The organism is Enterocloster sp. 210928-DFI.2.20, from assembly GCF_020554465.1.
Taxonomy (GTDB): Bacteria; Bacillota; Clostridia; order Lachnospirales; family Lachnospiraceae; genus Enterocloster; species Enterocloster bolteae.
This window is the reverse complement of sequence record NZ_JAJCHK010000001.1, coordinates 130828-144196: the sequence shown is the minus strand read 5'-3', so window position 1 is coordinate 144196 and position 13369 is coordinate 130828. Positions and strand designations below refer to the sequence as shown.

At 51.1% G+C, this 13369-nt stretch carries 12 protein-coding genes; all 12 read right to left on the bottom strand.

The window, feature by feature from the left end:
• Positions 1–46 precede the first annotated feature (46 nt).
• Positions 47–1006 (bottom strand): D-2-hydroxyacid dehydrogenase, encoded by a 960-nt coding sequence (locus LI015_RS00670; protein WP_002567955.1) that lies wholly within the window; start codon positions 1004–1006, stop codon positions 47–49.
• Positions 1007–1100: 94 nt separating this feature from the next.
• Complete coding sequence (locus LI015_RS00665; protein WP_227123728.1) at positions 1101–2003, bottom strand: sugar phosphate isomerase/epimerase family protein; 903 nt, start codon at positions 2001–2003, stop codon at positions 1101–1103.
• 93 nt (positions 2004–2096) lie between these two features.
• Positions 2097–3008: a sugar phosphate isomerase/epimerase family protein gene (locus LI015_RS00660; RefSeq protein WP_195633192.1), complete on the bottom strand. Its 912-nt coding sequence runs from the start codon at positions 3006–3008 to the stop codon at positions 2097–2099.
• 77 nt (positions 3009–3085) lie between these two features.
• A complete protein-coding gene (locus LI015_RS00655) occupies positions 3086–4036 on the bottom strand; it encodes a transketolase family protein (RefSeq protein WP_002571733.1) in 951 nt (316 codons plus the stop codon).
• Positions 4036–4863 (bottom strand): transketolase, encoded by an 828-nt coding sequence (locus tag LI015_RS00650; RefSeq protein WP_195633191.1) that lies wholly within the window; start codon positions 4861–4863, stop codon positions 4036–4038. Before LI015_RS00650 ends, LI015_RS00655 begins: the two co-directional genes overlap by 1 nt.
• A gap of 2 nt (positions 4864–4865) precedes the next feature.
• Entirely contained in the window at positions 4866–5525 is a 660-nt protein-coding gene (locus LI015_RS00645) for an aspartate/glutamate racemase family protein (protein ID WP_227123726.1), read from the bottom strand.
• Between the two features lie 48 nt (positions 5526–5573).
• Positions 5574–6410, bottom strand: a complete 837-nt coding sequence (locus LI015_RS00640) for a sugar phosphate isomerase/epimerase family protein (protein WP_002567961.1) — start codon at positions 6408–6410, stop codon at positions 5574–5576.
• Positions 6411–6742: 332 nt separating this feature from the next.
• A complete protein-coding gene (locus LI015_RS00635) occupies positions 6743–7735 on the bottom strand; it encodes a Bug family tripartite tricarboxylate transporter substrate binding protein (protein WP_117626044.1) in 993 nt (330 codons plus the stop codon).
• A gap of 117 nt (positions 7736–7852) precedes the next feature.
• A complete protein-coding gene (locus LI015_RS00630) occupies positions 7853–9358 on the bottom strand; it encodes a tripartite tricarboxylate transporter permease (protein ID WP_002567963.1) in 1506 nt (501 codons plus the stop codon).
• A 15-nt stretch (positions 9359–9373) separates the two neighbouring features.
• Complete coding sequence (locus tag LI015_RS00625) at positions 9374–9823, bottom strand: tripartite tricarboxylate transporter TctB family protein (protein ID WP_002567964.1); 450 nt, start codon at positions 9821–9823, stop codon at positions 9374–9376.
• 18 nt (positions 9824–9841) lie between these two features.
• Entirely contained in the window at positions 9842–10846 is a 1005-nt protein-coding gene (locus tag LI015_RS00620; RefSeq protein WP_002567965.1) for a PdxA family dehydrogenase, read from the bottom strand.
• A 310-nt stretch (positions 10847–11156) separates the two neighbouring features.
• Entirely contained in the window at positions 11157–13154 is a 1998-nt protein-coding gene (locus LI015_RS00615; protein ID WP_227123724.1) for a sigma 54-interacting transcriptional regulator, read from the bottom strand.
• Positions 13155–13369: the final 215 nt, after the last annotated feature.

Here is a 13369-nt window from a genome sequence, read left to right as displayed (position 1 = left end):
CCGGCGTCTGTCATGGGCCTGCGCTGCAGGCTGTCTGATTTTCCTACTATTTATTTACCACATTCTGTGGTGCTCCGTCTACAAAATGTTTCAGATTATCCACTGCAATGTCCATAAGTCTCTGTCTGGATTCCCTGGGAGCCCAGGCAATATGGGGGGTAATAATCATATTCTTGGCGCCCAGAAGAGGATTGTCCTCGCGGATAGGCTCTGTGGATACCACGTCCACTGCTGCCCCGCTGACTTTTCCACTGTCCAGCGCTTCCCTTAAGTCTTTTTCCACAATCAGGGGACCTCTGGAGGTATTGATGATTTTTACTCCATCCTTCATCTTTGCAATGGAATCCCTGTTGATGATTCCCTCTGTGGATGGGAACAGCGGGCAGTGCAGGCTGATGACATCGGCCTGAGCCAGAAGCTGGTCCAGGGAAGCATATTTGCAGTTATCTGTCTCCAAAGCCTTGTTGGGATACTCGTCATACGCCAATACCTTCATGCCCAGAGCCTCCGCAATTTTGGCCGTACCCTGTCCAATCCTTCCAAAGCCGATGACGCCGAATGTCTTTCCGGCCAGCTCCACCAGGGGATGCTTCCAGAAGCACCAGTCAGCATTGTGGGTCCACTCCCCTGCCTTTACACAGTCAGAATGCTCCCCGATGTGGTGGCACAGCTCCAGCAAAAGGGCAATTGCATACTGGGCCACTGCGTCCGTACCATAGGTTGGGATGTTGGACACGATCACGCCTGCCGCCTTGGCTGCCGCTGTATCAATCACATTGTAGCCAGTGGCCAGCACTCCGATGAACTTTAAATTCGGACACTGTCCGATGGTCTGCGCACTGATCGGGGTTTTATTGGTATAAACCGCCTCTGCGTCCCCAATCCGCTCTGCAATCTTGTCAGCAGGAGTCCTGTCATATACGGTTAACTCCCCTAATCTTTCAAGTCCCTCCCAGCTTAAATCACCTGGATTTTCTGTATATCCGTCTAACACTACGATTTTCATGACTTATTCCTCCTTTTTCCAATTATTCAATTCTATCCTATCTTATGCGCCACTGTCAAGCACACCTCCGGCACAATGATACTGCAGACGCTGTTTAATCCTCTACCAGCGCCCAGGCCCTGTTGATGACTCTCTTGGTGTTGGCCAGTATGATATCTCCGTCCTCGTCTGCCCACGGCTTTACCTCCAGGGACAATACATAGGGATTTTCCTTATTAAAGAAGCCCTCTTCCTTCAGGACAGTGAAGAAATCCACAAGCTGCTCTGTGTCGTTGGCGCTGTCAGGGAACCCGAACCTTGGGTGCTGGTCGCCGTACGCCTCAAAACCTTCCTTCACCACCGCATTACCGATGTGCAGGTGGGTGATATAGGGACGCAGCGTCTGAATCACGAACCTGGAAGTCTCATAGGTGGTGGGGAAATGGGAAAGGTCCACCAGCAGGCCGAAATTGTTGTGGGTGGTGCGCATATCCGCGGCAAACCTGGCCGCATAAGGAGCCGGCCCGATGAGGGCTGCCTTATCCATGTCAAAGTCAAACACTTCCAGCTCCACCATCATTCCCTTGGTTACAGCATAGCTGCACACAGCCCTGGTGGTCTTAAGCAGCTGGGCATATGCCTGGTCCTTTGTCTCCGGTTCCCATTTTCCTGCCAGGAAGGCAATTCCCTTTGCACCCATGTACCGGGCCTCATCAATGGAATCCATCAGGACAGCCTCGGCCTTCTTCCTGCCTTCCTCGTCCAGATCATTGGGGTTAAGCTTTGGTCCCAGCAGGCGGGGCTGTGCGCCGTAGCACACCTTCATGTGGCTCTGGGCCAGCATATCCCTTACCTTGTCCTTTGTCTCCTGGTCCTCGATATGGGTTATCTCCAGGGCATTAAAGTATTCGTCGCAGCAGATGGTCTTAACGGAATCCAGTATGGGATAATTCACCGGAGGATGGGTCATCCACTGTATGGTTCCTACCTGAAAATATTTCTGAATTGGGTCTTTCATAATTAAATACCTCCTTATTTCTGTTTACAAATCTTGTTTGATTCAATTGCATTAGCTCAATATGTATTTATATATATCAAATGCAGGTACTTGTCACACCAGCTCCCATGCCAGGTTCAACGTACGTTTTGCATTTGCTATAATCACTTCGGGGGATTCATCCTTCCAGGGCTTCACCTCAAAGCTTACAATAGGCCGTTTCTTCTCACCCAGAAATCCGATTTCCATAAGCGTCCTCAGATAATGGGCCAGCTCCTCCACATCATTTTCACTGTCCGGGAATCCGAATCTGGGATGGTTGTCCCCGTATGCCTCACAGTCCGGGCTTTTAATTACCGTGTTTCCCATATGGGCATGAATGATGTAATCCTTCACCGGCAAGATGCTTTCTTCGATGGTCTCATGAATCATGGGGATATGGCTCAAATCCACCAGCAGGCCGAAATTCCCATAGTCCCTCCGGATTTCCCCTGCATAGCGGGCAGCCAGGGCTGCCGGACCGATGAGAGCCCTCTTGTCAATATCATAGTCAAAGACCTCGCAGCAGATGGGCATATTTCCCTTCTCCCCTGCATACCTGCACAGCTGCCTGGTAGATTTAAGAAGCTGTTCAAAGGCCTGTTCCTTTCGTCCCTCGTCATACCGGCCGGACAGGAAGGAAAAACCTGCGCAGCCCATCTCATAGGCTTCATCAATTCCTTCCTTCAGTGTGTCCACTGCCATGGCCCTTCTGGTTTCATCCAGGTCATTGATGTTGAGTCCCGCAGACAAGGTCCTGGACTGGCCGCCGTAAGCAGACACCATATGGGCCGCGCGGATCATCTCCGCCGCCTTTTTCCGGACCTGCCCGTCCTTCATTCTGGCCACCTCCACGGCTTCAAAATAATCATCCCCGCAGATCCGCTCCAGGCATTCCAGGATAGGTCCCTCGCCTCCTCCCAGCTGCGGGTAGGATACGTGGAGAATGATTCCCACCTTCATAAACCTTCTCATGGATTGTTCCATAGGCGCGCCTTCCCTCCTGACTTTTTATACTGGTTTTTAACTTTTTTGTACTGGTTTTCTGCACTGATTTTCCTGTATTACTTTTTCTGTACCTGCTTGCGCTTCATCACTTTTTCACATTTTTCTGCGATGGATTCCGGGCCATAGCCGTATTTCACCAAAAGCTGTTCATAATCCCCGGATTCTGCAAAGTCAGTGGCCCCGATGCGGGTCATGGGTACCGGCATATGCTCTGCCAGGACTTCCGCCACAGCGCTTCCCAGTCCGCCGCAGACAGAGTGTTCCTCCACGGTCACGATGGCGCCCGTCTCCCTGGCGCATTCTATAATCAGTTCCTCATCAATAGGTTTGATGGTATGCATATCCACCACTCTTGCCTGGATTCCCTTTTCTTCCAGAAGCTCTGCCGCTGCCAGGGCCTTGTGAAGCACGGTTCCCGTGGTGATAATGGTCACATCCCCGCCTTCCCTGACCGTAATGCCCCTGCCGATCTCAAATTTCATATCCTCAGGATAAAACACAGGAGCTGCCGCGCGGCTGAGCCTTAAATAGACAGGGCCCTGATGTTCTGCAATGGCAAATACCGCTTTTTTTGTCTCCACTGCGTCCGCCACTGTAATCACCGTCATATTGGGGATGGCTCTCACAAATGCCAGGTCGGTAATGGCCTGGTGGCTGGCTCCGTCATAGGAGTCCGAAAGCCCGCAGTAGGTTCCGCAGAGCTTCACGTTCAGCTTGTCATAGGCAATCAGGCTCTGTATAGGATCTGCCCCTCTGGTGGTCAGGAACACTGCGAATGTATTTACATAAGGAATCAGTCCCTCCCTGGCAAATCCGGCTGACATGGATACCATATCCAGCTCGCTGATGCCCACATTAAAGTAACGTTCCGGAAATGCCTTTCCAAAAATTCCGCTCTTTGTGGAGGAAGCCACATCCGCCTCCAGGCCCACGATCTTCTCATTCTGTTCTCCTAATTCCTTAAGCGCTGCGCCGTAAGCGTCACGGATTGCTATGTTTTCTCCCATTATCTGGCACCTCCTAATTCTGCTTTCGCTTGTGCGTATTCATTATCATTGATGGCCTTGCCGTGCCAGGTGTTCTTTCCTTCCATAAAGGAAACCCCCTTGCCCTTCACGGTGGCGGCAAGAATCAGGGAAGGACGGCCTTTGGTCTTCTTAGCCTCCTCCACGGCCCGGCAGAAATCCTCCACATCATGACCGTCGCATGGTATCACATTCCACCCAAAAGCCTTCCATTTTGCCCCGATGTCTCCCATGGGCATGATTTCCTCCAGGGTGCCGTCCAGCTGTACTCCGTTGTTGTCCAGAATGCCGATGAGATGGTCAGCCCCGAATTTGGAGGCGGACATGGCAGCCTCCCAGATACAGCCCTCCTCAATCTCACCGTCGCCCATGACCACATAGGTATAGGAATCCAGTCCCTTAATTCTGTCTGCCATGGCCATGCCCAGGCCGGCGGAAAGTCCCAGCCCCAAAGGACCTGTGGACAGCTCCACACCCGGAGTTTTATGTACGCAGGGATGGCCCTGAAGCATGCTGTCCATCTGGCGCAGGGTCTTTAACTCCTCCTTGGGGAAAAAGCATTTCTCCGCCAGCACCAGGTACAGCATGGGGGCCGCGTGGCCTTTTGACAGAATCAGGTGGTCCCTTCCCTCCATCTCCGGATCTTCAGGATTCACATTCATGATTTCAAAATAAAGGGACGTCAGTATCTCCGTGCATGACAGGGATCCGCCGGGATGGCCGGTCTGGATGCTGTAAAGCAGGTCAATCAGGTCGTTCCGGAATTTGCTGCATTGTCTCTGTAACTCCTCTTTTCTCTCATTCGTCATCTCTATATCTCCTCCAATTTTTTCTTGATTTCTTCCATACACAGCCTGGGACTGGTAAGGACAGGGCAGCCTGTAATGGAAGCTGTCTCGTCCTCCAGATGGGCCATGGACGCCTGGGCAAGGACAATGCAGTCATAGCCCTTCAGTTCCCCGGCCTTTTCCTTGAGAATCATGTCGTGCTTCTTCATGTCCATGGCTTTCATGGCAAAGAATGCATCCATGCACACGCAGGTGGATATGTCTGCTTCCCTTCCCGCCTTATCCGCCTCAGCCTTAATCTTTGAGACAGTGGGCCCCACCGTGCTCTCTGCCGTGGCCATAACCATGATGCGCTTTCCGTAGAGAACGCTCCTTCTGGCCATGGCATCGTCGATGGCAATGACGGGAACCTGGATAAAAGGCCGGATCAGTTCCACCGCCGGGGTCAGGGTGGAGCAGGTGGTGACAATGATATCTGCTCCTGTCAGCTCCTGGGCCTTCATATCGCAGAACAGACGGTTTCGGTTCTGTATGGTAAACTCCCCAATCTCGTTGGGATTATTGGCCAGAAAATCGTCCCACAGGTTATGTATCTTCACTTCATATCCCAGATAGTTTCTCAGGCTGTCATCAAAGCCCGATGCCACGCTCTTTACCGTATGAATCAACGCAATGCTTTTCATTGTTTCCTCCCGTTTTCTTCCATGTGTGTTATTCACCTGTTTTCTGCATCAGACAGTCCGTCCGTAAACCCGGTCCGCGATGGGCCGCAAATGCCGGATGGCGCCCGCTGCCGCCTCCTCCATGGAAGGAATCTGGAAGATTTCGGTACAGAAATTGCCGTCATATCCGCATTCTTTAAAGGTGGTGAGAATCTTCTCAAAGTCCAGACCGCAGTGGCCCGGATACCGTCTGTTGTTATCTGCCAGGTGTACGTGGATATTGTAGGAGCTGTACCTGCGGATGGCCTCATAGATGTTCTTCTCCTCCAGATTCAGATGGAAAATATCCATCATCAGCCGGAAATTGGGGCGGTCCACACGGTCCACCATGGCAGCCCCCTCTGCCAGGGTATTGATGAAATTCGTCTGCATAATAGTCACTGTCTCCAGGGCAATGTTCACGTTCCTGGGTGCCCCGTAGTCAGCCAGCTCCCGGAAGGCCTCCACTGCCAGGTTTTCGGTTTCTTCTCTGGAAAGTTCTCCGCAGTACTGGCCTCTCACACGTCCGATGTTGATATTGGCTCCCAGAAAGCCTGCAAAATCAATGATTTCCCTGCTCCTGCGGATAGCCTCCTTCCGGATCTCCTCCCTGGGGTTTGTATAGCTTAATCCCAGCTGCCCGAAGATTTCCCCTGTACATACCAGTATAACAGACAATCCGTTCTTTTCAGCTGTTTCTTTCACTTCATTCCAGTCCAGTTTTTCCGGATTCAGGGTCATCAGCTCCACCCCGTCGTATCCCAGCCTTCCCAGGTCCCCGAAGCTTTTCTCCAGGCTTCCCTGGTATGCTGTCACTGAATCAGCGATTGCCACATCTGGTGTGGCCACCTGATAACATAGTTTCATCTCCAAACCTCCTTCAGTGCTTTGCCTTATTAACAAGCAAAAATCGTGCCAATTTCAAAACACGTTGAAACCGTTAAAATCCGTTCCATTTGTCCCAAATATTTGAAACATTCCTTACTGATTCGTCGCATTTGTTTCTTAATGTTTCAATTCGTTTTTTATGTTTCAATTTTTTCCGGCATCAGTGTTTCATTTTGTTGCGTTCCCTGTTTTCCCTGCCTGTTTCAGGGTACAAAAAGGGAGAGGATGCGGCTCCGGTACCCATATGTCCCGTTCCGGTCCTCTCCCGTGTTGATTGGTTTTCTAATGCATCAGCCGTGTTTCAGCCGTGTTTACTGGATTCCGTTGGCAGCCATGAAGTCCTTTTCATAGGCTGTCACATATTCCGTTGCCGTGGCAGCATCCATATAGTTGCCAATCAGTTTGTTCTTTTCCAGATAATCATTCTTCCATGTATCGGTCTCAGCAACCTTGCCCAACTGTTCACTCCAGTAAGCGGCCGCTGCATCGCTCATGGCTGCAGGGGCTGCCACGCCGCGCCATACAGGGACTTCCACATTTTCATAGTCTCCGATTTCGCTCAGTGTGGGGGCATCTGCCAGGTTGCCGGTGTAGCGTTCCGTGGACAGGGCCAGCACAGGAATCAGGGAACCGGCTGTCACATACTCAGAAGCAGCCGCAGGCTTGGAGATAACAAATTCCACATGGCCTCCCAGGGCTGCGGTGATGGCGTCGCCGGTGGAGTCATAGGTGATATAGGACATCACGTCCTTGCTGATTCCGATTTCCTCCAGCATAGCATCATAGGTGGCGATATCATCTCCCTTGGATCCGCCGATGACGATCTTTGTACCATTTTTGGCAGCCTCGATTGCCTCCTTGAAATCAGCATACTTGGTCTGCTCTCCCTTGAAAATAAGCTGTTTGTCAACCGCCATAATGGCCAGGATACGGAAATTGGACGAGCGGTTCTTTGTATTCTGGACCATGGGCATTAAATCGCCGCTGTTAAAGGTGAGAAGGGTATAGTCAGCCTTGCTCCCCTTGGTGGTAGCCACCTCGTTTCTGCCGATTTCACCGCTTCCGTCCGTCTTATTGGTAACAATGATAGGCTGTCCGTTGACCAGGTTTTCCTTGGTCATGATATCGGATATCATTCTTGTGTAGATGTCGCTGCCGCCGCCGGGACTGGATGTAACGGTCCAGTTAATGGTTTCCTTTGGTGTGAATGTGCCGTCGCTGCTGACGGCCTTGCTTGTACATCCGGTTACTGCTGATACCATCATAAGTGCTGCCATTGCCATTACAATACTTCTTTTCTTCATTATTAAATACCTCCTCAAACCATGTTCTTAAATATATGAACAAACCTGCAAGTTACCTTTGTTATGCTACTTTGGGAATATTACATTTGCTGTACCAGCTGCCGAATCATTACAGCCCTATTTGGATGCCCTTGCCTTTTTAAGGACGGCCTTTACCACAGGTGTGCAGATAAATGCCAGGAAAATCAGCATCAGCACGCAGGTAATGGGTCTTGTAAAGAAAATGCCCAGGCTTCCCCCCGATATGATAAATGCCTTTCGCATATTGGACTCCAGCAGCTTAGCCAGCACAAAGGACAAAAGCATGGGAGCCGTGGGATAGTCGTTCTTGACCAGCAGATATCCCAGTATGCCTGACAGAAACATAATCAGCACGCCATACATGGAATAGCTGGAGCTGTAGGATCCCACTACGCACACAATGGTGATAATGGGAATCATGTACTTTACAGGCACGGACAATATCTGAATCAGGAACGGAATGACACCGATTGCCACAACCAGCGCAAATATGTTGGAGAGGAACAGGGATGCAATCAGTCCCCATGTAAATTCCGGTTCATTGGTAAACAGAAGCGGTCCCGGATTGAGCCCCCACATCATCAGGCCTCCTAAAAGCACTGCGCCAGTGCCGCTTCCCGGTATGCCCAGGGCCAGAAGCGGCGCAAATGCACCTGCCGCGGCCGCATTGTTTGCAGCTTCGCTGGCCGCAATGCCCTCTATGGCGCCGGTTCCCAGTTCTTCCTCGTTCTTGAATTTCTTCTGGGCTGCGTATCCCATGAAAGCGCCGGTGGTTGCCCCTGCTCCCGGAAGCACGCCCACAAAGGTTCCCATGACGCCGGAGCGCAGGGCAGGCGGAAGCAGACGCTTGAAATCATGCTTTGTCAGGATACTTCCGCGGATGGTAAGCTTCATGTGGGGCTCTGATTTCACCTCATTGCTGCGCTCCATCACCAGTTTAATAACCTGTGAAAATCCCACTGTGCCGATAATGAAGGGCGTAAAGGGAATGCCTCCCAGCAGGTACATACTGCCAAAATCATATCTGGGAGAGCCTGAGAGAGTGTCCATGCCAATGCTTGCCAGCAGAATACCCAGCATGGTTATCACCACGCCCTTGATGGGATTCTCACCCACCAGCCAGCTGATGGACGTCATGGCGATAAGAAGCAGAGCCGTCATCTCGGACGGGCCGAACTTAAGGCCGATATCCGCCAGGGCAGGTCCTGTAAAGGTCAGGATGATGATGCCGATGGTTCCTCCGATAAAGGAGGCCATATTGGCTGTAAACAGCGCCTGTCCGGGACGCTTCTTTTTGGATGCCATTGGGTAGCCGTCCATGGCTGTGCAGATGGCCGGTGAGTCTCCCGGAATATTTAACAGGATTGCGCTGAAGGCGCCGCCGTACATATTGGAGTAATACAAAGCTCCCAGCATAATGATGGCAGTGGTGGGATTAAACTTGTAGGTCAGCGGAAGCAGCAGGGCCACACCGGCCAGACTTCCGATACCGGGCATTGCCCCCACCACAAGGCCCAGAACCGCTCCCAAAAGGGCGGCTCCCACATTGCTGAAGGTGAACAGCGTGGAGAAGCCATGCATTAACAGTTGTATATTTTCCATTTTGTTTACCCCCTTCTACAAGAATGCTTCAAAAAGCCCCATTGGAAAATGGACCCCCAGCCACATACGGAACACACCGATGGAAATGGCCATACAGACAGCAAGGACAATGAGAGTTTCCTTCCATCCGGTCTTCTCAAACACTTTCAGCCACAGTATCACAAACAAATAGCAGCTGGGCAGCAGACCTATAATAAAGGAACCCGCTATGATTCCAGCTCCCCCTGCTATGACCATCATCTCATCCCGCTCATACCTGGCAGCCTTCTCTTCCTTCAGGGACTGAAAGAAAGAAGCAATACTTGCCAGGAACATGACGATAGCCATGATGGCCGGGAAGAAACCAGGCTGAGGACCGTCCACATCCTCCCAGAACCCCAGCTGTGTAAAACCAACCACTGCAAATACCACTGCAAATACTGCTAACACCAAGGGTACAATCTGCTTTGTACCTATTTTTTTCATGTAAACCCCTCCCTTTTATCAGCAGCCTTTCAGATGGGCCGCCATCTTGGCAGCCATCTTGACCGCATTCTCAAATGCCGAAGTCTTAACAATTCCCTTTCCGGCAATATCGTAAGCCGTGCCATGGGCGCATGTGACGATTGGCGCCGGAAGTCCTCCCGCAATGGTGATGCCCTGGTCAAATCCCTTCAGCTTAAGGGCGATCTGGCCCTGGTCGTGATACATGGTCACCACTCCGTCAAAATCCCCGTTAAAGGCCTTGATGAACAGAATGTCGGATGGGAACGGTCCGTTGGCGTCAATCCCCATCTCCCTTGCCTTTTCAATGGCCGGCGCGATTACATCAATCTCTTCCCGGCCGCACTTTCCGCCCTCGCCGCAGTGAGGATTCAGGGCTGCCAGGGCAAGCCTGGGCTTCTCAATACCGGAATTCTTAAGGGAAACATTGGCCAGTCTTATGGCTCTCATGATGGTATCCACGGTCAGGCTGTCGCTGACCTTGCTAATGGGAATATGGCTGGTTGTCCTTGTGGTCCACAGATCTCCCAGCACATTGATTTCCCCAAACGGCTCCGTGTGTCCAAAGAGATGGGCCATGTAATGGTGCTCGCTCTCAAAAGGACACCCGGCCTGAATCATTGCCTGCTTATTTAACGGGGCAAAGCAGAATCCGTCAATCCTGCCGGCCTGGTAAAGCTCAATGGCTGTTTTCAGCATGTTCAGGCAGGCGCGTCCGCTTTCAATGCTGATGTTGGCAAATGGAACCTGCTCAGGGTCCACATCCCTTTGATCCAGGACAGGCATTCCCTTGGTCCAGTCTGCTTCCTCCACCTTGTCAATGACCTGTACCGGGATTTCCAGACCGCATATCCTGGCACCTCTCTCAAACACCCTGACGTCCCCTATTACCACGGGACGGCAGTATTCATCGTAAAATCTGGAAGCTGCCAGCTTGACAATAATTTCCGGCCCCACGCCGGCTGCATCTCCTAATAAGATTCCTAAAATCGGTTTACCGCTCATAAAAAAATCATCCTTCCTTCTATTTTGGTTTTTATTTCTGCTCTTGACTTATGCCTGTATTAAAAGCAAAAAGCATGCCAAACTTTTCAGGAAGAACGATTTTTTCTGTTTTACCTCCGGGAACCCTTTATTTACGTTATGCATTTTGCATATATCACCATCATTTATCCCCCAATGTATTCATACTTTTCACGGCATAAATGTTTCATCATCCCTATTACGTTTTATTTTTGTTTCATAATGTATTTTTGTTTCATAATGTTTCTCCGTTTCAGCGCAACCCCTGTGCCCGGTGTTTCTTGTCAGCCGTCTAACCCTCAATGCCGTATTTTTTCATTTTTCTCCACAGAGTACTCTTATCAATTCCCAGATATGCGGCTGTCCTGCCCCTGTGATAACCGCACAGCTCTAGGGCGTCCTTCACGGCCTGCCTCTGGGCTTCCTCCAGGCGGGGCCCGCGGCCCGCGGCCTCCGCCGGTACATGACTGCCGGACGCCGGAAAATCCGCGCTGCCGGAACCGCTGTCTGCATGCCGGCTTTCTGCATACTGGCTGTCTGCCCCCTCCCCGTGCTCCCACTCTCCCGGAAGGGCCTGGAGTACATCCTCTGCCCCTGCCCTTGTTTTCTCGCAGAGAATACAGATACGCTCACAGAAATTGCGCATTTCCCTCACATTCCCCGGCCAGTTGTAACGCATCAGAAGTTCCCTGCCCTCCTGGGTTATTGCCTCCAGCCTGCTCCCTGTGCGCTCATGTTCAAACCGCACCATCCGGTCCGCCAGATAAAGGATGTCCTGCTTCCGTTTTCTGAGGGGCGGAAGATTGAGTTCAAGCACATCCAGGCGATACAGCAGATCCTCCCTGAAATTCCCCCGGGCCACCTCCTTCTTTAAATCCCTGTTGGTGGCGCAGATAACGCGGACATCAATGGGAATCACGGTGTCATTGCCCAGCCGGATGATTTCCCTTTCCTGTATGACCCTCAGGAGGCGGCTCTGCAGCTTTGGTGATATATCGCCTATCTCATCCAAAAAAATGGTCCCCTTGTGGGCAATCTCAAAAAATCCCATTTTCCCGCCCCTGGACGCTCCGGTAAAGGCCCCTTCCACATAGCCAAAGAGCTCGCTCTCCAGCAGGTTCTCCGGCAATGCCGCGCAGTTAATCGCCACGAAAGGCCCCTTCCTTCTGCGGCTGGAGTTGTGAATGCTCTGGGCAAACAGCTCCTTTCCCGTCCCCGTCTCCCCATGAATCAGTATATTGGAATCCGAATAGCTGAATTTCACGGCCTGGCTGATAACCGCCTCCATGCAGCTGTCCCTGTAAAGTATGTGGGAAAAGTCGTACCTGGCCGTAAAGCCGTCCGAATGCATACGCTTGCGCAGTTTGCCCTCCTCTGCCTGTATCTGTTCCGTTCCCTGGAAGGTGAGCACGCAGCCGAACTCCTCCGAGTCACCGGCCACAGGCACACAATTGACCAGCACCTGTTTTCCTCCGAACCTGCACACCTCCGACAGGATCTTTTGTTTGTCCCTGATCACACTGTCAAAATCAATATCCGGAAAGAAGTCCTTTATATGCTCTCCTGCCAGCGAAGTCTTTCTGTCCTTCATATACGTATGGCAGCATGTATTGGCCAGGGTTATGATTCCCTTCCTGTTGACGGAAATAATCCCCTGGAAGGAGTAGTTCATGATATTTGCTATCTCATCCCTTTTCTGCCTCTCATACCGGGTGAGATGGGCCACCGCTATGGCCTCTGAAATGGCATGGTTTACCGCCTCGATTCCTGAATGAATCATGGCAGCCGGCATACCCAGACGCTCCGCGATCTGGACCGTGGAATATCCCCCCACAATGGCCTGGTTCCCGTCCTTCATAGCCTGGTGCACCGCCATCTCCAGCTTGGTCTCATCGTCCTCCGCATAGCAGCCCAGCCCCAGGTTCGGATACAGGTGGCACATCTGCTCCGCCCCATACACCATATTGAAGGCGCCCACCACGGCAATCCTTTCAATATTCCCCTTCTGCATACATTCATTGACTGCCTTCATCACATCGTATCCCGTGGATTTAAGCTCTGCACACGGAATGTTTTTGCGCTTTAAGGTATGGGCCGTAAAGCCCCTGGCTATAACCACGTCCGCCTCCACCTGTTCCAGTCTGTTATTGTAGAAATCCTGGACAACCTCATACTGAATGGCTTCCGATTCAGGCCGTTCCCGGAACACCTGCTCAATGACAGGAAGAATGTCCGGATATGGTGCAAAAAATACAATTTTAATCACACTCTTCCACCTCCCATTGTCCATATTATCCTATATATTGTATTTTCGCAATCATTAAATTGCATTTTATTGCCAAATAGCAATCTTTGTGCAATTTTATATATCCTAACTTTTTATTTGTTTTTCCTTTTTTATTGTGCAAATAGCACATATTTTCTCATGCAACTTTAGCTGTTTTAAATAAAATTTGAATCTGTTTCACCCTCAAATAGTTTTTTGGCACGACAATTGCTTTTTTA